Annotated in this window: 19 protein-coding genes and 1 tRNA gene; 8 read left to right on the top strand and 12 right to left on the bottom strand. The window is 65.5% G+C overall.

What is annotated here, in order from left to right; translation table 11 throughout:
* Positions 1 to 74 precede the first annotated feature (74 nt).
* The 6 genes from ccmB to yajC form a co-directional block, all read right to left on the bottom strand.
* The gene (ccmB, locus tag H7828_RS18580; protein ID WP_226782563.1) at positions 75 to 731 is read right to left on the bottom strand and encodes a heme exporter protein CcmB; all 657 of its coding nucleotides are present in this window, start codon (positions 729 to 731) and stop codon (positions 75 to 77) included.
* Positions 728 to 1336: a heme ABC exporter ATP-binding protein CcmA gene (gene ccmA / locus H7828_RS18575; RefSeq protein WP_226782633.1), complete on the bottom strand. Its 609-nt coding sequence runs from the start codon at positions 1334 to 1336 to the stop codon at positions 728 to 730. Before ccmA ends, ccmB begins: the two co-directional genes overlap by 4 nt.
* 7 nt (positions 1337 to 1343) lie before the next feature.
* Positions 1344 to 1697: an Mth938-like domain-containing protein gene (locus tag H7828_RS18570; protein ID WP_226782562.1), complete on the bottom strand. Its 354-nt coding sequence runs from the start codon at positions 1695 to 1697 to the stop codon at positions 1344 to 1346.
* Between the two features lie 77 nt (positions 1698 to 1774).
* Positions 1775 to 2737, bottom strand: a complete 963-nt coding sequence (gene secF / locus H7828_RS18565) for a protein translocase subunit SecF (RefSeq protein ID WP_226782561.1) — start codon at positions 2735 to 2737, stop codon at positions 1775 to 1777.
* Between the two features lies 1 nt (position 2738).
* Complete coding sequence (secD, locus tag H7828_RS18560) at positions 2739 to 4400, bottom strand: protein translocase subunit SecD (protein ID WP_226782560.1); 1662 nt, start codon at positions 4398 to 4400, stop codon at positions 2739 to 2741.
* A 24-nt stretch (positions 4401 to 4424) separates the two neighbouring features.
* A complete protein-coding gene (gene yajC, locus H7828_RS18555) occupies positions 4425 to 4748 on the bottom strand; it encodes a preprotein translocase subunit YajC (protein WP_226782559.1) in 324 nt (107 codons plus the stop codon).
* A 182-nt stretch (positions 4749 to 4930) separates the two neighbouring features.
* Between yajC and serS the strand changes: the two genes are divergently transcribed.
* The 3 genes from serS to H7828_RS18540 all read left to right on the top strand — a co-directional run bounded on the left by serS (position 4931) and on the right by H7828_RS18540 (position 7572).
* A complete protein-coding gene (gene serS, locus H7828_RS18550) occupies positions 4931 to 6217 on the top strand; it encodes a serine--tRNA ligase (RefSeq protein ID WP_226782558.1) in 1287 nt (428 codons plus the stop codon).
* A gap of 68 nt (positions 6218 to 6285) precedes the next feature.
* Complete coding sequence (locus tag H7828_RS18545; protein ID WP_226782557.1) at positions 6286 to 6831, top strand: hypothetical protein; 546 nt, start codon at positions 6286 to 6288, stop codon at positions 6829 to 6831.
* A 39-nt stretch (positions 6832 to 6870) separates the two neighbouring features.
* Positions 6871 to 7572 (top strand): tryptophan-rich sensory protein, encoded by a 702-nt coding sequence (locus tag H7828_RS18540; protein WP_226782556.1) that lies wholly within the window; start codon positions 6871 to 6873, stop codon positions 7570 to 7572.
* Positions 7573 to 7629: 57 nt separating this feature from the next.
* Here H7828_RS18540 and der read toward each other — a convergent pair whose 3' ends face one another.
* From der to H7828_RS18525, 3 genes are all read right to left on the bottom strand, one after another.
* Positions 7630 to 9093, bottom strand: a complete 1464-nt coding sequence (gene der, locus H7828_RS18535) for a ribosome biogenesis GTPase Der (RefSeq protein WP_226782555.1) — start codon at positions 9091 to 9093, stop codon at positions 7630 to 7632.
* Between the two features lie 48 nt (positions 9094 to 9141).
* Positions 9142 to 10458, bottom strand: coding sequence for an outer membrane protein assembly factor BamB family protein (locus H7828_RS18530; protein ID WP_226782554.1), 1317 nt, complete (start codon positions 10456 to 10458; stop codon positions 9142 to 9144).
* A gap of 66 nt (positions 10459 to 10524) precedes the next feature.
* On the bottom strand, positions 10525 to 11172 hold the full coding sequence (locus H7828_RS18525; protein ID WP_226782553.1) for a hypothetical protein: 648 nt from the start codon (positions 11170 to 11172) through the stop codon (positions 10525 to 10527).
* A 209-nt stretch (positions 11173 to 11381) separates the two neighbouring features.
* Between H7828_RS18525 and H7828_RS18520 the strand changes: the two genes are divergently transcribed.
* Positions 11382 to 12620, top strand: a complete 1239-nt coding sequence (locus H7828_RS18520; RefSeq protein WP_226782552.1) for an efflux RND transporter periplasmic adaptor subunit — start codon at positions 11382 to 11384, stop codon at positions 12618 to 12620.
* Positions 12617 to 16216: an efflux RND transporter permease subunit gene (locus H7828_RS18515; RefSeq protein WP_226782551.1), complete on the top strand. Its 3600-nt coding sequence runs from the start codon at positions 12617 to 12619 to the stop codon at positions 16214 to 16216. Before H7828_RS18520 ends, H7828_RS18515 begins: the two co-directional genes overlap by 4 nt.
* A 198-nt stretch (positions 16217 to 16414) precedes the next feature.
* Here the strand turns inward: H7828_RS18515 and H7828_RS18510 are convergent, their stop codons facing one another.
* Together H7828_RS18510 and H7828_RS22865 are read right to left on the bottom strand one after the other, a co-directional pair.
* Positions 16415 to 18229, bottom strand: a complete 1815-nt coding sequence (locus tag H7828_RS18510; RefSeq protein ID WP_226782550.1) for an ABCB family ABC transporter ATP-binding protein/permease — start codon at positions 18227 to 18229, stop codon at positions 16415 to 16417.
* A 73-nt stretch (positions 18230 to 18302) separates the two neighbouring features.
* Positions 18303 to 19961, bottom strand: a complete 1659-nt coding sequence (locus tag H7828_RS22865) for a LysM peptidoglycan-binding domain-containing protein (protein ID WP_281070780.1) — start codon at positions 19959 to 19961, stop codon at positions 18303 to 18305.
* A 209-nt stretch (positions 19962 to 20170) separates the two neighbouring features.
* Here H7828_RS22865 and H7828_RS18500 point away from each other — a divergent pair.
* The 3 genes from H7828_RS18500 to H7828_RS18490 all read left to right on the top strand — a co-directional run bounded on the left by H7828_RS18500 (position 20171) and on the right by H7828_RS18490 (position 22312).
* Positions 20171 to 20246: transfer RNA gene (locus H7828_RS18500), tRNA-Thr, on the top strand.
* A gap of 312 nt (positions 20247 to 20558) precedes the next feature.
* Positions 20559 to 20801 (top strand): hypothetical protein, encoded by a 243-nt coding sequence (locus H7828_RS18495; protein ID WP_226782549.1) that lies wholly within the window; start codon positions 20559 to 20561, stop codon positions 20799 to 20801.
* A gap of 104 nt (positions 20802 to 20905) precedes the next feature.
* The gene (locus tag H7828_RS18490; RefSeq protein WP_226782548.1) at positions 20906 to 22312 is read left to right on the top strand and encodes an Eco57I restriction-modification methylase domain-containing protein; all 1407 of its coding nucleotides are present in this window, start codon (positions 20906 to 20908) and stop codon (positions 22310 to 22312) included.
* Here H7828_RS18490 and H7828_RS18485 read toward each other — a convergent pair.
* On the bottom strand, positions 22309 to 23292 hold the full coding sequence (locus tag H7828_RS18485) for a BsuBI/PstI family type II restriction endonuclease (RefSeq protein WP_226782547.1): 984 nt from the start codon (positions 23290 to 23292) through the stop codon (positions 22309 to 22311). The two genes, H7828_RS18490 and H7828_RS18485, sit on opposite strands and share 4 nt — an antisense overlap.
* Positions 23293 to 23403 lie beyond the last annotated feature (111 nt).

Raw genomic sequence — 23403 nt, 5'->3', positions numbered from 1 at the left:
CTCCCGCCGGAGGCCTTGGAATTCATATGAAATATGAATTTCAACATCTTGCGCCGCAATCTTGAACTGAATTCTCACCGCAAGTTGATGCGCAGCGCCGCCGCTGCGGCAAAGGGCAGCAGGGCCAGCGCGCCCGCCGTCACCCCCGCCAGCAACAGCAGCGGGCCTTGCACCGCCAACCCCTCGGCCCCCCGGCGGGCCACCTCGGCCCCGAAAATCAGCGTCGGCACGTAGAGCGGCAAGACCAGCAACGACAACAGCAACCCTCCCCGCCGCAAGCCCACCGTCAAGGCGGCACCGAAAGCGCCGATCACGCTCAGCGCGGGGGTGCCCAGGGCCAGCGACACCACCAGCCAGCCGAAACCGCCCGCCGGCAGGTTCAGGAAAATTCCCAGAACCGGCGCGGCCAGGGTAAGCGGCAGACCGGTGGTCAGCCAATGGGCCAGCGCCTTGGCCACGGCGACCCCCTCAAGCGGGATCGGCGCGCAGGCCAGCAGATCCAGCGTGCCGTCCTCGTAATCCAGCGCAAAGATGCGGTCCAGCGACAGCAGGCAGGCCAGAAGCGCGCCAAGCCAAAGGATACCGGGGGCGATCGCGGTCAGCCGCGCGGTTTCCGGCCCCACGGCAAAGGGCACCAGCACGACGACGATCAGGAAGAAGGCCAGCCCCAGGCCAAACCCGCCCCCGGCCCGTACCGCCAGCGCAAGATCGCGCAGCACCAGCCGGATCACAGGAAAGCCTCGTCAAAACCGCTGCGGGCCATGGCGCGGGCGCGAAACCCCGACACATCCACCGCCCGCGCGCTGAAGCCCAGGTCGATATGGGTGGCGATCACCGCCGCGCCCCCTGATTCCAGGTGGTCGCGCAGCACCGCTGCAAACAGACCCACGCTGCCGGTGTCCAGCGATACGGTGGGTTCGTCCAGCGCCCAGATCGCCCGCCCCGTGACCAGCAGCCGCGCCAGGCCCAGCCGCCGCTTCTGCCCCGCCGAAAGGTGTTGGGCCGCCCGCCCGCGCAGCCCCTCCAGATCGAAGGCGCGCAATGCCGCGGCAATGTCGCGGGTGCCGAACATCTCGGCCCAGAAGCGCAGGTTCTCCTCGACGCTCAGCGCCGCCTTGATTCCATCGGCATGTCCGGCATAGGCGATGTCGTCAGTGGCGCCCCGAAGCTCTCCGGCCAGGGTCGGTTGCAACCCGGCAATGGTGCGCAACAGCGTCGTCTTGCCCGATCCGTTGGGCCCGCGCAGAACGACCGCCTCGCCGGGCGCAATATCGAAACTTACCCCCGAAAGCACCGGCACGCCGCCCCGGGCGCATGCCACATCGACAAGCGACAGCAGCGGCTCAGACGGCAAGAAGGGCCACGCCCACCCGGCGCCCCTCGCTCAGAAGGATGTTGTAGGTCCGGCAGGCCGCCGGTGTGGCCATCGCCTCGACCCCCAGCCCGGCCTCTTCCAGCGCGGCGCGAAAATCGCCCGGCACATGGGCCACCTCGGCCCCTGTGCCCACGAAGACCACGTCAAGATCGTCGCGCGCCTGGATCAGCGTCGCGTGGTCCACGTAGCCCCCCCAGGGCAGGACGCCGCCGGGCAGGACACAGACGTCGCCCTGCACCACCTTGCCGCCGATGCGGAAGAACCCCGGCCCATATCCATCGATGGGCCGGGAATCGTTATAGGAAATCTCGTTCAGCCGCATCGTGCTTCCTTTCCGTCATGTCGCCGCGCCTGCTCTTTCTTGCGAAAAATACTCAAGCCCCCGCGTTGCAATCGGGCTCAGGCGTCGATGTTGGCGAACTGGTTGCCCTTGTCGGTCGGCTTGTCCTCGCGGTTCACGCCCAGGTACAGCACCACGTTCTTGGCCACGTAGACCGAGGAATAGGTGCCGACGATCACGCCCCAGGTGATGGCAAAGACGAACCCCCGGATCACGTCGCCCCCCAGCACCAGCAGCGCGATCAGCGCCAGCAGCGTGGTGCCCGATGTCATCAGCGTGCGCGACAGGGTTTCGTTGACCGAGAGGTTCATCACTTCGCGCAGATCGCGTTTGCGGTACTTGATCAGGTTCTCGCGCAGACGGTCGAAGATCACCACCGTGTCGTTGATCGAATAGCCGATGATCGTCAGCAGCGCCGCGATGGTGGCCAGGTCGAACCGGATCTGCAGCACCGAGAAGACGCCGATCGTCAGGATCACGTCATGGAACAGGGCCGCGACCGCCCCGACCGAGAACTGCCATTCGAACCGCAGCCAGATGTAGAACAGGATCGCCGCCAGCGATGCCCCCACGGCGATCAGCGCGGTCTGGATCAATTCGCCCGAGACCTTGGGCCCGACGCTTTCGACCGAGGGGAAGGTGATCGACGGGTCGACCTGCTGCAGCGTTTCCTCGACCTTCGCGATGGTATCGGCCGCCACGCTTTCCTGGTCGTCCTGGGCCTGGATGCGAATCATCGCCACGTTCTTTTCAGGCCCGAAGGTCGGATCGAAGACCTCGGTGATGGTGACATCACCCAGCCCCAGGGGGTCGATGGCTTCGCGGTAGGCGCCGATGTCGACGGCCTGCACGCTTTCGGTGCGGATCGTGGTGCCGCCCCTGAAATCGATGCCGAAGTTCAGCCCCAGCATCAGCCAGGCCACCAGCGACAGGATCACGGCGATGACCGATGCCCCGAAGGTGGCCTTGGCATAGCCGAAAAAGTCGATGTTGGTGGTTTCCGGTACAAGTTTCAGGCGCATCTCAGACCTCGATCGTTTTGGGGCGGCGGCGCTCGAACCAGGTGACGATGATCAGCCGCGTAACGAAGATCGCCGTGAAGACCGAGGTCAGGATGCCAAGGCCGAGGGTGATGGAGAAACCGCGCACCGGCCCCGACCCCAAGGTAAACAGGATGACCGAGACGATGAAGGTGGTGATATTGGCGTCCACGATCGCGCTCAGCGCCCTTTCATAACCCAGTTCGATGGCCCGCGCGGGCCCCCGCGCCGTCTTCAGCTCTTCCCGGATACGCTCGAAGATCAGCACGTTGGCGTCCACCGCCATGCCGATGGTCAACACGATACCGGCGATGCCCGGCAGGGTCAGCGTTGCGCCGATCATGCTGAGCAGGCCGAACAGAAGCCCGACGTTCAGGATCAGCGCGATATTGGCGAAGACCCCGAACAGACCATAGCTGAGCACCATGAAGACCAGCACCGCGCCAAAGGCGACGATACAGGCGATGCGCCCGGCGTCGATGCTGTCTTGCCCCAGTTCCGGGCCGATGGTGCGTTCTTCAAGAAAGGTCATGCCGGCCGGAAGCGCACCGGCGCGCAGCAGAACCGCAAGGTTGGTGGATTCCTCGACGCTGAACTGGCCGGTGATGATGCCGCTGCCGCCGGGAATGTGGCTCTGGATCACCGGGGCGCTGATCACCTCGTTGTCGAGGACGATGGCGAAGGGCGAACCGATGTTCTCGGCGGTGTAATCGCCGAACTTGCGCGCGCCACTGGGGTTGAAGCGGAAGTTCACTGCCGGGCGGCCGTTCTGGTCGAAGGCGGGCTGTGCATCGACCAGTTCCTCGCCGGTGACGACGGGGGTCTGTTCGACGATGTAGAAGACACCCTCTTCGTCGACGGACGGCAGGACAAGCTGGCGTGGGCCGGGCGATTGGGTGGAATCGGTCGTACGCCCGACCACGGGATGGAAGGTCAGCTGGGCAGTGGTGCCGATCAGTTCCTTCAGCTCGCTCGCGCTGCCGATGCCGGGCACCTGGATCAGGATGCGGTCGGCCCCCTGACGCTGGATCGTGGGCTCGCGTGTGCCCACCTCGTCGACGCGGCGGCGGATGATCTCGACCGATTGCTGCATGGTGCGGTCATCGGTCGCGGCCTGTTCCTCGGGGGTCAGGCTGAGGGTGATGGTGTCGCCATCGCCCGCAACCGCGATGTCGCTGGCGCCGACACCCGTGAGGGTGACGACAGGGCGGGCCAGCCCGCGCACGATCTCAAGCGCCCTGGCCATCGCCTCGGGCTTGGAAATGCGGAAGGCCAGCGTGCCTGGCTCACCTTCGATCCGGCGGATCGTGCCGACCTCGTCGCGCGCCTCGCGCAGGGCGTCGCGCACCTCGGGCCACATACCATCCACCCGGTCTGCGTAAACCTCGGTGACCTGCACTTCGGCCAGCAGATGCGCACCGCCCCGCAGGTCAAGCCCGAGGTTGACCAGCGAATTGGGCATCCAGTCGGGCCATCCCGCCGCCGCCGCCGTCCGTTCTGGGGTTGCACCCAGGGTTTCGATTTCGGCGAGGGCGTCGTTGTGCCCCTCGACCCGCGAATAGAACGCATTCGGCAAAGCGAAGGCCAGTCCGAGGGCGATCAGCCCCCAGATGACGATCCGCTTCCAGAGTGGGATGTCCAGCATGGTGCGGCCCCTAGAATCGGAAAATTACGAGGCGGCCGGTTCGGTCTTGTTCAGAACCTGGCTGATGGTTGCACGCACGACGCGCACCTTCACGCCCTCGCTCAGCTCGACCTCGATCTCGCCGTCGTCCTTGACCTTGCTGACCTTGCCGATCAACCCGCCGGCCGTGACCACCTGATCACCGCGGCGCAGCGCCTCGACCATCTTCTGGTGCTGTTTCACCTTCTTCTGCTGGGGACGGATCAGCAGGAAATACATGATCGCGAAGATCAGGATCAGGGGGACGAAGCTGGTAAAGGCGCTTGCTGCGCCCCCGGCCGCTTGCGCATAGGCAGGCGTGACAAACATATCGGTTTCCTCGGTCTAACGTTCGGCGCTCATGGCCGCTTTTCGGATCGCGCGCACCCTATCTGCGGGTGCCCGGGTTGGCAAGCAAGGCTGCACCGCAGCAAGTGTCACGTCACTCGGCGATTTTCAATGCTCGCGATGTTGTGTAGAGAAGCACCGACCACCGATCGAGGACCAGACCCATGCACGACATCCGCTCTCTTCGCGACGATCCCGCCGCCTTCGACGCCGCCATGCAGCGCCGTGGCCTGTCGGAGGTCTCGGCGCGGGTTCTGGATATCGACAACGCCCGTCGCGCGGCGATTCACGCCGCCGAAACCGCCAAGGCCGACCAGAATGCCGCCAGCAAGCAGGTGGGCGCCGCCAAGGCCGCCGGTGACGAAGCCCTGTTCGAGGAGCTGCGCGCCACCGTCGCCGCCAAGAAGGCCGAGGTCGCCGAGATGGAGACCCAGGCCAAGGCGCTGGACCAGCAACTGACCGACCTGCTTCTGACCCTGCCCAACGTGATGGACGACGACGTGCCGCCGGGCCGCGACGACACCGACAATACCGAGATCGCGCGCTGGGGCACGCCCCGCAGCTTCGATTTCACGCCGGTCGAACATTACGACCTGCCCGCCGCCCGCGGGCTGGATTTTGCAACGGCGGGCAAGCTTTCGGGCAGCCGCTTTGTCGTGCTGCGCGGGGCCATGGCGCGGGTTCACCGGGCGCTGGCGCAGTTCATGATCGACATGCACGTCAACGAACACGGGCTTGAGGAAACCAACGCCCCCGTGCTGGTGCGCGAAGAGGCGATGTATGGCACCAACCAGCTGCCCAAGTTCGCCGAAGACAGCTATCAGACCACCAACGGATGGTGGCTGATCCCCACCTCCGAGGTGACGCTGACCAACTCGGTGCGCGAAACCGTGATCGAGGGCGCCGACCTGCCGATCCGCCTGACCGCCCATTCTCTGTGCTTCCGGAGCGAGGCGGGATCGGCCGGCAAGGACACCGCCGGGATGCTGCGCCAGCACCAGTTCGAAAAGGTCGAGATGGTCAGCATCACCCACCCCGACGAAAGCCGCGCCGAACACGACCGGATGACGCGCTGTGCGCAGAACGTGCTGGAGCGACTGAACCTGCCCTACCGGGTCATGCTGCTGTGCGAAGGCGACACCGGCTTTGGCGCCCGCCGCACCCATGATCTTGAGGTCTGGCTGCCCGGTCAGGACACCTACCGCGAGATCAGTTCCGTCTCGAACACCGGCGATTTCCAGGCCCGCCGCATGAACGCCCGCTTCAAACCGGCCGAGGGCAAGCCCGCCTTCGTGCACACCCTGAACGGATCGGGCCTTGCCGTGGGGCGCTGCCTGATCGCGGTTCTGGAGAACGGGCAAGAGGCCGACGGCTCGGTCACCCTGCCCGAGGCGCTGCACCCCTACCTGGGCGGCAAGACGAGAATCGCTTCCGACGGCAGCCTGGGCTGAACAGCGCGCTTGATCGAAACCTTACCCTGCGTCATCCTCCGGTGAGAAACTTAACCGGAGGATGAAAGATGCCGAATTTCTGGGAACCGAAGAGGCCAGGGCACTGGGCCCATGGCTTTCTGATCTGCGGCGCCACGCAGGATACCGGTTACGAATTTCACGGCAGCTTTCCCCGTGATGGCCGCCTGCCCCATATCTCGGTCTACGAGATCGGCGCAACAAACCGGAAGATCCGGCCCAGCATCTACCTCAGGCAGGCCAATGGCACCGTCGGACTGACAGCTTCGGACCGCACCAGGTTTTCAAGTGAGTTCGGCGTCAGCGATGACGCGCGCGATGCCTTCGTGCGCGATATCTGGGCCAAGCACCGCGCGTTGAACCCGCCCGCCGCCAAGCCGAAAAAAACCAGCCATTACGTGGGACCGGCAAGCGCCTTTCCGCCCCTGCCCGGCGCAGCGGCCACGCCCCCCGGTGTGCCGGTGCCCTACCCCAACACCGCGCCGCCGCTTCTGTCGGACCGCCCGCTGGGTCTGTCGCCCGGTGCCATGGCCGAACTGCGCGCCATGCCGGCCCATATGCAGGGCATGCTGGCGCAAAGCGGCGCCTTCGATTAATCCTGTTGCCTTCGCCGGGCCACCGCCTATCTCTGCCATATGACACAGATAAAACCCCTTCTGCTGCTGATCGCGGCTGTCGCCTTCGCGGTTTCTCCGTTCCTCACGCCCGAGTTCGGAGGCTTTGACCCATCGCTTTATCCGATCCCGCAGGACGACCCGCCGGTGCAGCCCGCCGGCTATGCCTTTTCGATCTGGAGCGTGATCTATCTGTGGCTGATCGCCAGCGCGGCCTACGGGATGTGGAAACGCCGGGATGACGCCGCATGGGACGCGCACCGTCTGCCGCTGATCGTCTCGCTGGCGGTCGGGGTGTTCTGGTTGCCCATGGCGCTGGTCAGCCCGATCGGCGCCACGGTGATGATCTGGGTCATGCTGATCACTGCGCTGGTGGCCCTTGTCACCGCGCCGCGGGGCGATCACTGGTGGGCGGCTGCGCCCATCGGGCTTTATGCCGGGTGGCTGACGGCGGCCAGCTGTGTGTCCGTCGGCCTTCTGCTGGCCGGTTGGGGCTGGACGGGGCCGCTGGTGGCGGCCTGGGCCGGCGTCTTGCTGGCGCTGATCGTGTCGCTTGCGATGATCTATACCCGCGCGGTGGCGACCTTCGGCATTGGCGTGGCCTGGGCCCTTGTTGGCGTGGCCGTGCAGAACCGCGACGGCGCCCTGGGCCTTGCGCTGGCGGCGCTGGGGCTGGCCATTGTCGTTGTCGCGCTGACCTTCCTGCGGCTGCGGCAGAAGTAACCGAAAACGGGCAGGAAGATCACTCCTGCCCGCCACGTTCCGTCACTTTCGGAAAGATCACTCGTCGGCGCGCCCCTTGCCCAGATGCTTGCGCAGCCGGGACGGCGTTGATTTCGTGCGGTTCTTATAGGGGTTGTCGTCGCCCTGCCCGCGAAACCACAGCCGGATCGGCGTGCCGGGCATGTCGAAATCCAACCGCAGCCCGTTCACCAGATAGCGTTCGTAGCTGGCGGGCATCTTGTCGGGGTAAGAACACATCACCACAAACCCCGGCGGCCGCGTCTTGGCCTGGGTCATGTAACGCAGCTTGATCCGACGACCGCCCGGTGCGGGGGGCGGATGTGCCTCGACCATGCCGGTCAGCCAGCGGTTCAGATGCGCGGTCGTCACCCGGCGATTCCAGACCTCATGCGCCTTGATCACGGCGTCCTGCAAACGGTCGAGCCCCTTGCCGGTCTTGGCCGAGACCGTGACCAGGGGCGCGCCCTTGAGCTGGGGTAGCAGTCTTTCGAAGGATTCGCGCAAAAGCTTGATCTTGTTGCTCTTGTCGTCCTCGATATCCCACTTGTTCACGGCGACCACCACGGCGCGCCCTTCCCGTTCGGCCAGATCCGCGATCCGCAGATCCTGCTGTTCGAACGGCACCGCCACGTCCAGCAGAACCACCACGACCTCGGCGAATTTCACCGCCCGCAGCCCGTCAGAGACCGAAAGCTTCTCAAGCTTTTCCTGCACCTTGGCCTTCTTGCGCATGCCGGCCGTGTCGAACAGGCGGACAGGCACGCCGTTCCAGTCCATGTTCACCGAAATCGCATCGCGGGTGATGCCGGCTTCGGGGCCGGTCAGAAGACGCTCTTCCCCCAGAAACTGGTTGATCAGCGTGGATTTTCCGGCGTTGGGCCGCCCCACGACGGCCACCTGAAGCGGGCGCGCCTTGGTGGGAACGCGCGGCGCGTCGGCGTCTTCGTCAACATCCACGTCCACCTCGGGCGCCTCGTCGGCTTGGGCCTTGGCGCGTTCGGCAAAGGCATCGGCCAGGGGGCGCAACTGTTCGTAAAGATCGTTCAGCCCCTCGCCGTGTTCTGCCGACAGGCGGATCGGTTCACCCAGCCCCAGGGCATAGGATTCGATCACACCGCCATCGGCGGCCCGCCCTTCGGCCTTGTTGGCGGCCAGGATGACATGGCTGTTCTTCTTGCGCAGGATGTCGGCAAACACCTCGTCCTGGGGCAGGATGCCGGCGCGGGCATCCACCAGGAACAGGCAGACATCGGCCATTTCCACCGCCCGCTCGGTCAGCTTGCGCATCCGCCCCTGAAGGGAATCATCGCTGGCCTCTTCCAGACCGGCGGAATCGATGACGGTGAATTTCAGATCGCCCAGCCGCGCCGCACCTTCGCGCAGGTCGCGGGTGACGCCGGGCTGATCGTCGACCAGCGCCAGGCGCTTGCCCACCAGACGGTTGAACAGCGTGGATTTGCCGACATTGGGGCGGCCGACGATGGCCAGGGTAAAGCTCATGTTGCCCTCACGAGGGATGGGAAAAACGCCGCTTACACCCTATTGCGCCTAACGGAAAGCGTGAAGCTGTCCATTTGACGAAACGACATAGAGCGTGCGCCCGGCCACGACCGGATTCGTTGCCGCACCGCCGGGCAGATCGACGCCACCCGTGGCCGCGCCGGATTCGGGGCTGAAGGCACGCAGGGCACCATCGCCCGAGGCCACCCACAGCTGCCCACCCGCCAGGATCGGGCCGTAGTTGCCGAAGACCGCCTTGCGCTTGCGGGCGTTCTCCTTGACGAAGAACGGCAGTTCGCTGCCCCAGACCTTGCCGCCGGTGGCGGCGTCAAGCCGCACCAGCTCGGCCCGGTCCGAGACGGTGAAGACCGACCCGCCCGCCACAACGACCGGGCTCATCGCGCCCTCGCGTGCCGACCAGAGCGTTTCACCGCTGGTCAGGTCGATGGCCACGGTGCGCCCGCTGGGGCTTCCGGCATAGACGCGATCGCCGTCGATCACCGGATCGCCCGAAATGTCGGACACCCGGGCATAGACCCGGCCAAGGCGCGTGCCCGCCACGTTGCTGCCCCAGATCCGGGTGCCGCCGCTGCGCAGCGCGCTGACCAGTTCACCGCCCGCAAAGGGGAAGACCGCAACCCGGTCATTCACCGCCGGGGCGGCACCGCCCACGACACCCGAGGGGCTGGGCGTGCCCTGAAGGGTCCATTCGACACGGCCTTTGTCGGTGCGCACCGCCCAAGCCAGGGCATCGCGCGTCACGAGGTAGACCAGATCGCCCACCACGGTCGGCGCACCCGAAGGCGCGGCGTCAAGTTCCTGTGTCCAGAGCCGCGCGCCCGTTGCCACGTCCAGCGCCACAAGATCGCCGAAGCCGGTGGTCACGAACAGCCGGTTGCCCGACACCGCCAGTCCGGCGCCCGAGGCGTCGTCGGGGTTGTCGGAAGGCGGGGTCAGATCGACCGACCACAGCGCGGCGCCAGCGGTGGAATGGGCCATCACCCGTGCCCGGCTGTCGACGGTGAAGATCCGCCCGTCGGCCACGACCGGATCGGCGGTGATCCGGTGACGGCGGTTGTCACCCTCGCCGATGGGCGCGCTCCAGATCCGGGTCAGGTTGTTGCCAAGGGCGGGGTGTGCGATGCGGTGCGTCGCGCCGCCGGCCTTCTGGGTCCAGTCGGCATTGGCAACCATGGCCGGCAGCGAAATCGCGGTGGACAGATCCACCGGGTCGGCCGGGGTGGCGCCGTCAAGATCGGCGCGCAGGTCCAGCCTTTCGCCCGTGAGGATCAGTTCGGGGTCACCGCAGGCCGCAAGAAGCGCCAGCCCGCCAATGGCCGCCATCACCGGTTTGCTCAGTCCCATGCCTTGTCTCCTGCCCTCTGCCGGTCTGCCCGCCGTCGCGCCGCGGCCCCTTTGCGGGGCCTTCGGTCATGCCGCGTCCAGCGTGCCACCCAATGCCACAATCAACTGAGAAACCCTGCGGCGCAAGCCTTGGCTTACCTGGTCTTCCCCCAGGATGCCCTGCAGACGCTCAAGCGCGGCTTCGGTCTCGCCCTGCTCCACCTCGGCCAGGGCGATCTGCTCCAGCGCCAGCAGGCGATAGGGCGCGCCCGGAATGGTCAGGGGGGTCAGCCGCTCGATACGGGCTTCGGGGCTTAGCCCGTTGTCGTCGTGCATGACGAATTTCAGCAGCGCCAATTCGCGATAGACCTGCGGCAATTCGCCGTTCTGCGACAGGGTCTCAAGGGTGGATGCCACGTTGCCGTCACCCTCTTCGGCCTCCTGCGCCAACAGCATCGCGACAAGCGCGTTCTGGCGCGGCGTGCCTTCGATCCCGGCCAGGGCCGCGCGGCGGTCGGCCGGATCGTTCTGTTCAAGGGCACCCAGCAGGGCATCGCCAAAGGCCTGGGCGGCCGACTGGCGGCTGGCCTTCTGCCATTCGTTATAGGCCGCGCCCCCCACCAGAAGAACCACGCAGGCAATGGCGATCCAGCCATAGCGGCGCATCAGGGCGAACAGGCGGTCGCGCCGTACCTCTTCGCTGACTTCGTCGATGAAACTGTCGGTGTCGCTCACGCCATATCCCCATCCCGGTTTCGCCCCTCTTACCCTGTCAGGGGGACCAATGCCAAGGGCGCAAGAACCGCTCCTGTGGCAGTCTTGCGCCGCTGTCGGGAAAAGTTTAATCTGAACCGATTAGTTCAGCGTAATACCTGTCAAAGAATTCGATTGCGCATTAGACCGCGCCCACACTCGACGACTGCCGCCATTTCAAAGAGGCCCCGATGCGTTTTTTCTCGATCCTGACTGCCCTTCTCGTGATGGCCAGCCTTTACCTGGTGGTGTTCGAACGCCCGGCCCTTCTGGCCTTTGCGGCAGGTGAATCCGTCGAAGAGGCCGAAACGGAAAGCACCGAGGTCACCGATACAGCGACCCGGGTTGCCGTCGTTGCGCTGAAATCCGACGCGCAGGTGATCGACAGCGCCGTTCTTCTGCGTGGGCGCACCGAAGCGGCGCGGCAGGTGTCGGTCAGCGCCGAAACCAGCGGGCGCATCATCTCCCAGCCCCTGCGCAAGGGCGCCTTCGTGGACGAAGGCCAGATCCTGTGCGAGCTTGACCCCGGCACCCGCGCCGCGCAACTGGCCGAGGCCAAGGCGCGGCTGGTCGAATCCCGCGCCCGAGGCCCCGAGGCCATGGCCCGCGTCGCCGAGGCCGAGGCGCGCCTGTCCGAAGCATCGATCAACGACAACGCCGCAAGCAAGCTGTCGCAGGACGGTTTCGCCTCGCAGACCCGGGTGGCACAGACGGCCGCCGCGGTCGAATCGGCCCGCGCGGCAGTTCAGGCGGCGAAGTCAGGCGTGGAGTCGGCCAGTTCGGGCGTGCAGGCCGCCGAGGCCGCCGTGGCCGCCGCCGAACGCGAGATCGAGAAGCTGACCATCGCCGCGCCCTTTTCGGGGCTTCTGGAAACCGATTCCGCCGAACTGGGCACGCTGATGCAGCCCGGCGCGCTTTGCGCCACGGTGATCCAGCTTGACCCGATCAAGCTGGTGGGCTTCGTGCCGGAAACCGAGGTGGCGAAGGTGAAGGTCGGCGCATTTGCCGGCGCGCGGCTGGCCTCGGGGCAAGAGGTGACGGGCACCGTCACCTTCCTGTCGCGCAGCGCCGACAGCAACACCCGCACCTTCCGCACCGAAGTGACCGTTCCCAACGCCGACCTTGCCATCAGCGACGGTCAGACGGTCGAGATCATGGTGCAATCGGATGGCCGCAAGGCGCACCTTCTGCCCCAGTCCGCGCTGACGCTGGACGATCAGGGCGACCTTGGCGTGCGAATCGTGGCAGACGACAACACGGCCCGCTTCGTTCCGGTGTCGGTGCTGCGCGACACGGTCGATGGCGTCTGGCTGGCCGGGCTTGACGAAACGGTCTCGGTCATCGTCGTCGGCCAGGAATACGTGACCGACGGCGTGCCCGTCACACCCACCTTCCGCACGGCGGACAACAGCGGGGCCATCCAGCAATGACCGGTATCGTCGATTGGGCCGCGTCGCGGGCGCGGATGGTCCTTGCCTTCATCATGCTGTCGATCGTGGCAGGCGGCCTTGCCTATGTCTCGCTTCCCAAGGAGGGCGAGCCGGATATCGAGATTCCGGCGCTTTTCGTCTCGGTCCCCTTTCCCGGCATTTCCGCCGAGGACAGCGAAAAGCTGCTGGTCAAGCCGATGGAAACCGAGCTTTCCGACCTGGATGGGCTGAAGACGATCTCGGGGACCGCCTCGGAGAACTATGCCGGCGTCGCGCTGGAGTTCGAGTTCGGCTGGGACAAGACCAAGGTCCTGGCCGATGTGCGCGACCGCATGAACACGGTCGAGGCCAAGTTTCCCGCCGGAGCCGACAAGTACAGCATCAACGAGATCAACTTCTCGGAATTCCCCATCATCATCGTCAACCTGACCGGCCCCCTGCCCGAACGCACGCTTCTGAAGGTGGCCAAGGATCTGCAGGACCGGCTGGAAGGGCTGGAACCGGTGCTGGAGGCGGCCCTGGCCGGCCACCGCGACGAGATGCTGGAAGTGATCATCGACCCCCTGCGCCTTGAAGCCTACAACGTCACCGCCAACGAACTGATCGGCGTGGTGCAGAACAACAACCAACTGATCGCGGCGGGCGAGGTCGAGACCGAGAACGGCACCTTCTCGGTCAAGATCCCTTCGTCCTTCGACGATCAGCAGGACATCTACACCCTGCCCGTCAAGGTGGATGGCGACCGCGTGGTGACCCTGGGCGAACTGGCCGATATCCGGCTGACCTTCGAAGACCGCACCGGCACCGCCCGCTTCAACGGCGACACGACCGTTGCCCTGCAGGTGGTCAAACGCAAGGGTTTCAACCTGATCGACACCGCCGCGCTGGTGAAAGAGGAGGTGGCCAAGGCCCAGGACGCATGGCCCGCCGACCTGCGCGATGCGATCACCGTGGGCACCAGCAACGACCAGTCGCGCCAGGTGGCTTCCATGGTGTCACAGCTTGAAGGCTCGGTCCTGACGGCCATCGCGCTGGTTATGATCGTGGTTCTGGGCGCGCTCGGCATCCGTTCGGCGCTGCTGGTGGGCTTTGCGATTCCCACGTCCTTCCTGCTGTGTTTCGTGCTGCTTGGGGTCATGGGCATCACCATTTCCAACATCGTGATGTTCGGCCTGATCCTGGCGGTGGGGATGCTGGTGGATGGCGCTATCGTGGTGGTCGAATACGCCGACCGGCGGATCGACGAAGGCGCCGGCCCCATGGCCGCCTTCACCGAGGCCGCCAAGCGCATGTTCTGGCCCATCGTCTCGTCCACCGGCACCACGCTCTGCGCCTTTCTGCCGATGCTGTTCTGGCCCGGGGTGGCGGGCGAATTCATGGGGATGCTGCCCGTCACGCTGATCTATGTGCTGCTGGCCTCGCTGCTGGTGGCGCTTGTCTACCTGCCGGTCATGGGCGGCGTCGCCGGCCGGATGAGCAGGGCCTTCCAGGGCGCCTCGGACATGCTGCGCGCGCTGCTGCCCTGGGTGGTCCGCGCCGCCCTGGTGGTGCCGGCCGGCCTGCTGGTCTTCATCGCGGCGATGCAGCTTCTCAACCCCGACTACATCTTTCCCGGCGGCTCTCCGCTGCCGCCCCCGGCGCGGCTTCTGCCGGGTGCCCTGCTGTTCCTGCTGGGCACCACGCTGACCGCCATCACCCTCGGCTCGGTCAAGATCACCCGCGCCCCGAAACGGATCGACGCCCACCGCCGGCGCAGCCCCTTTGGCTATTTCATCAAGTTCATCACCGGCAACCCGGTGATGCCGCTGGTCTCGATCGGCGCGGTCATCTTCGTGGTCGTCTCGGTCTTCGGCTATTTCGCCGCCAACAACAACGGCGTTGAGTTCTTCGTCGAATCCGAACCCGAACAGGCCATCGTCTACGTCAAGGCGCGGGGCAACCTGTCGCTGCACGAGAAGGACGCGCTGCTGCGCCAAGCCGAAACCGTCGCCCTGTCCACCAAGGGCATCGAAAGCGCCTTCGCCTTCGCCGGCGAGGGCGGGCTGAACGCCAACACCGCCGGCAGCCAGGCACCGCTGGACGCCATCGGCCAGATCCAGATCGAACTGATCGCCTGGGAGGATCGCGCCGACTATGCCCGCACCCACCCCGACGAGGTCACGCTTGAGCAGCTTGACGGTGATGCGGTGATCGCCGAACTGCAACGCAGGCTTGCCCAGCTTCCGGGCATCCAGACCGAGGTGCTGAACCTGGCCATGGGGCCCGGGTCGGGCAAACCGGTCCACCTGCGGCTGAAGGGCAACGACTGGGGCGATCTGCAGGCCGCCGCCGCCCTCGCCCGCGAAAAATTCGCCACCACCGAAGGGCTGACCGATATCGAGGACAGCCGCCCCCTGCCCGGCATCGACTGGCAGATCGACGTCGATGTCGAAAAGGCCGGCCGCTACGGCGCCGATGTGGCCACCGTGGGCGGCATGGTGCAACTGGTGACGCGCGGCATCCTGCTCGACACCATGCGCGTGCCCTCCTCGGACGAAGAGATCGAGATCCGCGTCCGCCTGCCCGAACAGGACAGGGTGCTCTCCACCCTCGACAACCTCAAGGTGCGCACCCGCGACGGCCTGGTGCCCCTGTCCAACTTCATCACGCGCAAGCCGGTGAAGAAACTGGGCCAGATCGACCGGGTCGACCAGTCGCGCTATTTCGACGTGAAGGCCGATGTCGCCCCGAACCTCACGAAAGCGGGGCCATCGGGCAAGGACATCCCGATCAACGCCAACGAACGCATCGCCACCCTCACCGAGTGGCTCGAGACCGCCCCCCTGCCCGCCTCGGTCAGCTGGGAATGGACAGGCGACCAGGAAGACCAGGAAGAATCCGGCGCCTTCCTGATGAAGGCCTTCGTCGGCGCGCTCGGTCTCATGTTCATCATCCTGCTGGCCCAGTTCAACAGCTTCTACAACGCGGTCCTCGTGCTGCTGGCGGTGGTGCTTTCGACCACGGGCTGCCTGATCGGGATGCTGGTCATGGGGCAACCCTTCAGCATCATCATGACAGGCACCGGCATCGTCGCGCTGGCGGGCATCGTGGTGAACAACAACATCGTACTGATTGACACCTACCAGGAATACGCCCGCTACATGCCCCGTCTCGAGGCCATCGTGCGCACCGCCGAAGACCGCATCCGCCCGGTGCTGCTCACCACGACAACCACCATGGCCGGGCTGGCCCCGATGATGTACGGCCTCTCGCTCGATTTCATCGGTGGCGGCTATACCCTCGACAGCCCCACCGCGATCATGTGGAAACAGCTGGCCACGGCCGTGGTCTTCGGGCTCGGGATCGCAACGATGCTGACCCTCGTCTTCACCCCCTCGCTGCTGGCCCTGCGGGTCTGGATCTCGGAAGGCGCCTATCGCTCGATGCGCGGCCTGGGCGCGCTGGCCCGCCGCCGCGGCAAGTCGGCCCGCGACGTGGCAACACACCGCGCCGCCCGCAAGATCCGCTCGCCCGAGATCATCTGGGACACCGCGGAAGACGACCGGGCGCAAGACCTGCCAGCCCACGCCGCAACCAACCTGCGCGCGGCGGAATAGGGACAGGGCGAAGAAGAAGATGAGTATTTGAAGCAAGAAAGAAACAGGGGCGCATCCCCCCTCTTTCTTGCCCAAATACTCCCGCCGGAGGCGTTCCGTCCGCGCAGCCCGCGCAACCGCCCGTCCCCGGCACGCCATCACCCGAAACCGGCGCGACCGAAACAATGTCGGGGCGCGCGCCAGCGCGCCTCCGAAAGGTCAGGCCGCGTCTTCCTCTTCGGTTTCCTGGCGATGCCAGAGCGAGGCATAGCGCCCCTGGGCCGTCAGCAGTTCCTCGTGGCTGCCGCGTTCGACGATCTCGCCCGCTTCCAGCACCACGATCTGATCCGCGTCCGCGATGGTGGAGAGGCGATGCGCGATGACCATGACGGTGCGCCCGCGCCCCAGCCCCTTGAGTTCGGTCTGGATGTCCTGTTCGGTCTCGGTATCCAGTGCCGAGGTCGCCTCGTCCAGCAGCAGGATCGGCGGGTCCTTCAGCAGAGTGCGGGCGATGCCCACGCGCTGCTTTTCGCCCCCCGAAAGCTTCAGCCCCCGTTCGCCCACCGTCGTTTCGTACCCGTCGGGAAGGGCCGTGATGAATTCGTGGATCTTGGCCGCCCGCGCGGCCGCCTCGACCTCGGCGTGGCTGGCGGTGGGGCGGCCATAGGCGATGTTGTAGCGGATCGTGTCGTTGAACAGCACGGTATCCTGGGGCACCACCCCGATCTGGGCATGGAGCGAATCCTGCGTCACGTCGCGCAAGTCCTGCCCGTCGATGGTGAAGCTGCCGCCGCTTACATCATAGAAACGGAACAGCAGCCGTCCGATTGTCGATTTCCCCGACCCGCTTGATCCGACGATCGCCACCGTCTTGCCCGCCGGCACGGTGAGCGAGATGCCCTTCAGGATCGGTCGCGCCGCGTCATAGCCGAAGACCACGTCGCGCAGCTCGATCCGCCCGCCCTTCACCTCGAGCGCAGGCGCACCGGGCTTGTCCTGCACCTCGGCGGGCTGCTCCAGCAGGCCGAACATCTCGCCCATGTCCACCAGGGCCTGGCGGATCTCGCGATAGACGGTCCCGAGGAAGTTCAGCGGCATCGTGATCTGGATCATGTAGGCGTTGACCATGACGAAATCGCCCACGGTCAACGCGCCGTTGCCCACGCCCACCGCCGCCATCACCATCACCGCCACCAGCCCGCCGGTGATCAGGACCGATTGGCCGAAGTTCAGGAAGGCCAGCGAATAGGATGTGGTCAGCGCGGCGGCGACATATTTCTCCATCGCGCTGTCATAGCGATCGGCCTCGCGCTGTTCGGCGCCGAAATACTTGACGGTTTCAAAGTTCAGCAGGCTGTCGATGGCCTTCTGGTTGGCATCAGTGTCCTGGTCATTCATCACCTTGCGCACCTTCACCCGCCATTCGGTGACGGCAAAGGTGAACCAAGTGTAAAGCGCGATGGTGACGAAGACGACGACGAGATACCAGATATCGAAAACCCAGGCGAGCACGACCGCAATCATCAGCAGTTCCAGAACCAGCGGCCCGATGGAAAACAGCAGGAAGCGCAGCAGGAACTCGACCCCCTTCACCCCCCGCTCGATGATCCGGCTCAGGCCCCCGGTCTTGCGGGTGATGTGATAGCGCATCGAAAGCCGGTGAATGTGGGTGAAGGTCTCCAGGGCCAGTTGCCGCAGCGCGCGTTGCCCGACCGCGGCGAAGATCACGTCGCGCAATTGCTGGAAGCCGACGTTCATCAGCCGCGCCGCGCCATAGGCCACGGTCAGCCCCACTGCCCCCAGGCCCAGCGTCCAGGCCACGTCGCGCGCATCGCCCGATAGCGCATCGACCGCCGCCTTGTAGAAGAACGGCGTGCCCACGGCGATCAGCTTGCTCAGCACCAGCACCGCCAAGGCAAGCACCACCCGGCGTTTCACCCAGGGGTGTTCGTCGGGCCAGAGATAGGGCGCGACCCGGCGGATTACGCTCATCCCGCTGGAGGGGATGTCTTTGACGGAGGGGGCTTCTGGCATGGAAATCTCGGCTCTGGCTCGGGGAACACCGGAACCTAGGGCGCGGTGGTGCGATTGGCCAGAGCCTTCGCCATTATTCGGGAACGGTGAAGATCTGGCCGGGATAGATCAGGTCGGGGTCGCGGATCTTGTCGGCGTTCGCCTCGAACACCCGGACATAGAGAATGCCGTCGCCGTAATTCTCGCGCGCGATCCGCCACAGGGTAAAGCCGGGCTGCACCGTCACCACCGTCACCGGCGGCGCATCGGGGCTGGCCGTCTCGGCCGCGATCACCGTTTCGGGCGCTTCGGGGCGGAAGGGGGTTTCGGTGCGCGAAACGACATCGCCGCCCTCCTCGATCTCGTCGACGCGCAGGGTATAGACCCGGGTGTCGATCCGCGGCAGATCGGCCCGCCACTGCCCGTCTTCGCCGATCCGGGTGGTGCGCACCGGGTCGTTGTCAAGGTAGACCCGCACAAACCGCGAAGGGCCGCCGCGCCCGCCCAGCACCACGTCGCCCGACGCGTCATAGCTGATGGTGTCAAGCGATACGCTGGACATGGCATCGGGGCCGGGGCCGGGCTCTTGCAGCACCTTCATGCCGCTGTCGTCGGCCACCAAAACGCGGGGTGGCGCGGGGGCTGGCGCCGGGCTGGCCGGGGCGGCGGCATCGGGCAGCGTGCCGGGCGCCTCGCCGGGTTGTGCGATTGTCGGGGCGGTGGGTGCGCTGGCCATCCCGGGCTGGCCGGGCGGAGTTGCCCGGGCCACCGGTTCGGGTTGGGATGTGGCGGGGCGCCCCGGCGCACCTGGCGTTGCGCGGATGGCGGGCGGGGTGTTGGCACCGGGGCGGCGCGGTTGTTCTGTTGTCGGGTCAGCCAGGGCCAGATCGCCGGGCGCTGTGCCGTCAACAGCGGGCGGTGTCGCGCCATCGGCTTCGGGATCGTCCGCTGTGGCCGCGTCGGCCTCTGCGGTTTGCATCGCCGTTTCGGGCGCTGTCGTTTCCTCGGGAGGAACCGGCCCATCGGCCTCCTCCGCGCCGCGCTCCTCGGCCGGTGCCGGGGTCTGCGCCTGGGGCGGCGTGGCAACCGCCCTGGCCGGTGGCGCATCAGGGAGGGCCGCCGCCGGGGCCGGAGGCTGCGGTGCGGCCTCGGCAGGCGCCGCGGCCAAAAGCGTTTCGGCACTTGGCGCAAGGATCACGGTCTGTTGCGCCACCAGCACACTGTCACCCAGCCGCGACGACAGCGACAGGATGCGCGGCACCGCAGACGGTTCAATGGTGACAAGCGCCACGAAACCGCCCTGCCCGTCGACCTGCTCTGTGGCAATCTCGTCCCCGTCCAGCAGGACAGAGACCGTGCTGCCCGGCGCGGCACGCCCGGCGATCAGGGCCGAGCCATCGGGTTCGACCCGCACGATGTCAAAGCTGGGGGCGGGATGGCCCTGTTGCGGCGGCGGCGCGGGTTCGGGCACCGGCGCGGCGCCCTCGACCTCTGGCGCGTCGCCTGCCGGCGGTGGCGCCGGCGGCGCACCCTCGCCACGCGATGGCGGCGCGGGCGCCTTTGGCGGCGTCGGTTGCGGCGCATCGTTGGCCGGGGCTGGCGGCACCACCGCCACCACATCGGGCACCACCGATGGTGGCGGCAGCGCGGGTTCGGGGCGCAGGGCAAAATACCCCAGCACCGCAACACCGGCGATGGCCGCGGCTCCCACGATTGCGCCGCCGCTTGCGCCCATGCCCGACAGATTGATCATACTGCACATCCCCAAAGGCCCGCCGCCCGGGCGCAGCCTGCACGCGACCTTATCAACAGCACCGGGGGCGGTCAAAACCCTAAAGAGCGGCCATCAAGCCCGCCGTCGCACCGCGGCAAGATTGGTGCTACACCAGCGAACCACGACCCGCGCTTTCCCCACAATCCACCTTGCCAGCCCGCAAGACCCCTGCTAAATCCCCGCCCAATGCCCCTATAGCTCAGCTGGTAGAGCAACTGATTTGTAATCAGTAGGTCCGCGGTTCGAGTCCGTGTGGGGGCACCATATATCATCATGAAATCGTTGAATAAATAGTCGAGCGGCGATTTGCTGTGTCTCCGATTTTGCAACAACTTTGCAACATCGCGGAAATGTCGCGCTCGACGTTTAAACAGGCAAGCCACTGTTACCAAAAGAAATTCTTGACTACCCGGCCTCGGAAGCCTACCTATGCCCCACGGACGCGGAATCGCGTTCGCTATCAACGGAGTTCCAGACATGACGAATTCCTCCGCGCAAGCGGTCGGATGAGGCGTGGGCTCCGCAGGTGGCAGGTGCTCCCCTCTATATTCACTCGCCACCGTGAAAGGATTCCATATGTGGAATCTTATTATCAAAGCGCTCGACGATATTCTCTGCCATGACGTCGATAGCTTCTCAATCGACGGCGACGGAACCTTCCGGTTCAAAGGAGAAGTCATCCCAGATCGAGTATTCGAGGGATTGAGCCGCGAAGCTCACGTCAAGATCATCACGTATTACAAGGATCAGCTAGACGAGCATATCCACTCGCTCGGCATGAGCATCAACGATGATGCCAATGCGCTTAAAGCTGCGTGATCCAATACCCGCGACCTAACGGTCGCGGGCTTTCCTTTGTGTGCCGTTTTGGTTGGCAGACTCGCACGTTGATGCGATGATGGGCGAAAACAAAGGAAGAACAATTGCTCCTAGAATCTATCGACCAGACCCGCCTCGAAGTATCCCCCACCCTCGATCCGAAGCGTCGTTCGAAACTCGGGCAGTTCATGACGCCCGGTCGCATAGCGTCCTTCATGGCAGGAATGTTCGATGTGCCGCCCGAGGTACGCTTGCTCGATGCGGGCGCAGGCATGGGCGCTCTTACCGCCGCTTTCGTCGCGGAAGCGCTTGCCCGTGACGCGAGGCCCAGGTCGATAGACGTGACCTGCTACGAGGTGGACGACCAGCTTGCGTCGATTCTCGACGGCACGCTTGCCGCCTGCGCCGATCAGTGTGCGAGCGCGGGCGTATCCTTCACGAGCCGCGTCGTCCGCGACGACTACATCTTGCAGTCGGCGGAGCCGCTGCTGCGGGAGCAGCGCACCTACAACTGTGCCATCCTCAACCCGCCCTACGGCAAGATCAATCAGACCTCGGAATGGCGGCTGGGCTTGCGCTCCCTTGGGATCGAAACGGTGAACCTCTACACTGCCTTCGTCGCCGTCGCCTTGCAGCAGATGGACGACGGCGGCGAGATCGTCGCCATCACGCCGCGCTCCTTCTGCAACGGGTCCTACTATGAGCCGTTCCGCCGCTTGCTGCTTGGCGGGTCTGCAATCTCGAACCTGCATGTCTTCGAGTCCCGTCGATCCTCCTTCAAGGACGACGACGTGTTGCAGGAGAACATGATCTTCCGCGTGCGCAAGGGCTGTGCGCAAGGCGACGTTTCGCTCTCGACTGACCTCACCGACCCGCGCGCCGTGCCGTTCTCGGACATCGTGCGCCCCTCTGATCGCCACGCCTTCATCCGCCTGCCTGTGTCAGGCAACGACCTTGCCGACAGCGTTCAGGCGCTCCCCTGCGTCCTTGCGGACCTTGGTATCAAGGTATCGACCGGGCGCGTCGTCGATTTTCGCACGCGGGACAACCTGCGCAAGGAACCGGGCGACGACACGGTGCCACTGATCTACCCCCAACACTTCCACGATGGGGGCATCCGCTGGCCGATACCTGACTTCCGAAAGCACAATGCGCTGGCCGACAACGACGACACGGCGAAGCTAATCACGCCCGCAGGCATCTACGTCCTGACCAAGCGTTTCACAGCCAAGGAAGAAAAGCGCCGTCTCGTTGCCTCGATTTACGACGGCGGGCGCGCGGGGTTCGAGAACCACTTGAATTACTTCCACGAGGGCGGCGAAGGCCTGCCGCTCGACCTTGCCAAAGGCCTCGCCGCCTTCCTGAACTCGGAGGCCGTGGACCAGTATTTCCGCATCTTCTCGGGGCATACGCAGGTCAACGCGACTGACCTGCGTAACCTGCATTATCCGAGCCGCGACCAGCTTGAGGCGCTAGGCCGCGGCGACACAACGATGGATGACTTGCTCTAGCCTGTCACTTTGAACTGCTTTGCCGGGTCGCCCTGAATCCAGATAAACGTGTCGTAGGCGATGTTCTGGTGCTTGCCTTGGCGCGCAGCCGCCTCCTTCCACGTCCGGTAGGTCGTCGTGAACCCAACGCCCGCCTTTCCACACCTTTCGGCCAGCCTGTTCATCTGCGCGACCTTGTGCGCGTCCACCTCGCCGTCGCTTGTCACCGCCTCGATAACCCACAGGTGGTCCGTGTCCGGGTGCCAGAGCAATGCGTCGGGCATTGCGTCCTCTAAAGTCAAGGCCACCCCGGCTTCTGCCATCTTCGCGCGCTCGGCATCCGATACGCGGTCGCCATCCGCATCATCGACATAGAGCAGTTGATAGCCAGGAAGGAAGCGCGGGGCGTAATTCTCGACGCTTGCCCTAATCAGATGCGCGTGGCCGGAGTCGACCAACTTGCGGGCAGCCTCGGCCATCTCAGCTTGGAAGGCGCGGCGTTCGCGCGACACGTCGTCCCGCGCCCACTCGGCCAGCATATCTCGCCACGCGTCGTCAGGAGCCTTCAGGACGGCCTTCAGGGCCTCGTCGAGGCGGTAGCAGGAGTTTGGCGATTTCGCTTTTACGTGTCCGGGGATGAACTCACCTTTCTCAAGCGTGATCGCCTCGAACCCTCCCAACTCACGGAGCGGCTTGATCCAGTAGTCGCGCCCCTCACGATCCAGCTTGCCGCTGTCCCGTTGCAGGATGCCGATATGGCAGGCGAGGTGAGCCGTCGATGCGCCGTCAGCGACCTTCGCCCCAGCAGGTGCCTTGGTGAACCAACTGTCCGTCTCGTCGTCGAGCATTGCGAAGGTGCAATCGACTAGGTCCGCGTTCGAGCCGAGATCGAGGTATTGCAGGACGGCTCGAATACGGTTCTTCGTCACGCCCTGCAAAGCCTCGGGCATCGGCCCTCGCTGCTCCCGAAGCTGCGCCACCTTGTCATGCAGTAGTGCCATCCGCCTGTAACCCCTCAACAATTCGTTTTGGGCACCCTACTGCGCGACCTTTAGGGAGTCGATTGCCAAGCGGTGTCTCAAACAAACAACGGATAGCCCCGCAATCTCCGG

The organism is Oceaniglobus trochenteri (assembly GCF_020529025.1).
GTDB lineage: Bacteria > Pseudomonadota > Alphaproteobacteria > Rhodobacterales > Rhodobacteraceae > Oceaniglobus > Oceaniglobus trochenteri.
Note: the sequence above shows the minus strand (reverse complement) of the source record. Positions and strands in the feature narration are given on the sequence as shown.

Excerpts from the sequence above, each read along its gene's own strand:
- H7828_RS18520 (WP_226782552.1), top strand. The coding sequence starts at position 11,382 with ATGCGTTTTTTCTCGATCCTGACTGCCCTTCTCGTGATGGCCAGCCTT.
- H7828_RS18545 (WP_226782557.1), top strand. The coding sequence starts at position 6,286 with ATGCCGAATTTCTGGGAACCGAAGAGGCCAGGGCACTGGGCCCATGGC.
- secD (WP_226782560.1), bottom strand. The coding sequence starts at position 4,400 with ATGCTGGACATCCCACTCTGGAAGCGGATCGTCATCTGGGGGCTGATC.
- H7828_RS18510 (WP_226782550.1), bottom strand. The coding sequence starts at position 18,229 with ATGCCAGAAGCCCCCTCCGTCAAAGACATCCCCTCCAGCGGGATGAGC.
- H7828_RS18495 (WP_226782549.1), top strand. The coding sequence starts at position 20,559 with ATGTGGAATCTTATTATCAAAGCGCTCGACGATATTCTCTGCCATGAC.
- secF (WP_226782561.1), bottom strand. The coding sequence starts at position 2,737 with ATGCGCCTGAAACTTGTACCGGAAACCACCAACATCGACTTTTTCGGC.
- H7828_RS18530 (WP_226782554.1), bottom strand. The coding sequence starts at position 10,458 with ATGGGACTGAGCAAACCGGTGATGGCGGCCATTGGCGGGCTGGCGCTT.
- H7828_RS18485 (WP_226782547.1), bottom strand. The coding sequence starts at position 23,292 with ATGGCACTACTGCATGACAAGGTGGCGCAGCTTCGGGAGCAGCGAGGG.
- H7828_RS22865 (WP_281070780.1), bottom strand. The coding sequence starts at position 19,961 with ATGATCAATCTGTCGGGCATGGGCGCAAGCGGCGGCGCAATCGTGGGA.
- yajC (WP_226782559.1), bottom strand. The coding sequence starts at position 4,748 with ATGTTTGTCACGCCTGCCTATGCGCAAGCGGCCGGGGGCGCAGCAAGC.
- serS (WP_226782558.1), top strand. The coding sequence starts at position 4,931 with ATGCACGACATCCGCTCTCTTCGCGACGATCCCGCCGCCTTCGACGCC.
- H7828_RS18515 (WP_226782551.1), top strand. The coding sequence starts at position 12,617 with ATGACCGGTATCGTCGATTGGGCCGCGTCGCGGGCGCGGATGGTCCTT.
- H7828_RS18540 (WP_226782556.1), top strand. The coding sequence starts at position 6,871 with ATGACACAGATAAAACCCCTTCTGCTGCTGATCGCGGCTGTCGCCTTC.
- H7828_RS18570 (WP_226782562.1), bottom strand. The coding sequence starts at position 1,697 with ATGCGGCTGAACGAGATTTCCTATAACGATTCCCGGCCCATCGATGGA.
- der (WP_226782555.1), bottom strand. The coding sequence starts at position 9,093 with ATGAGCTTTACCCTGGCCATCGTCGGCCGCCCCAATGTCGGCAAATCC.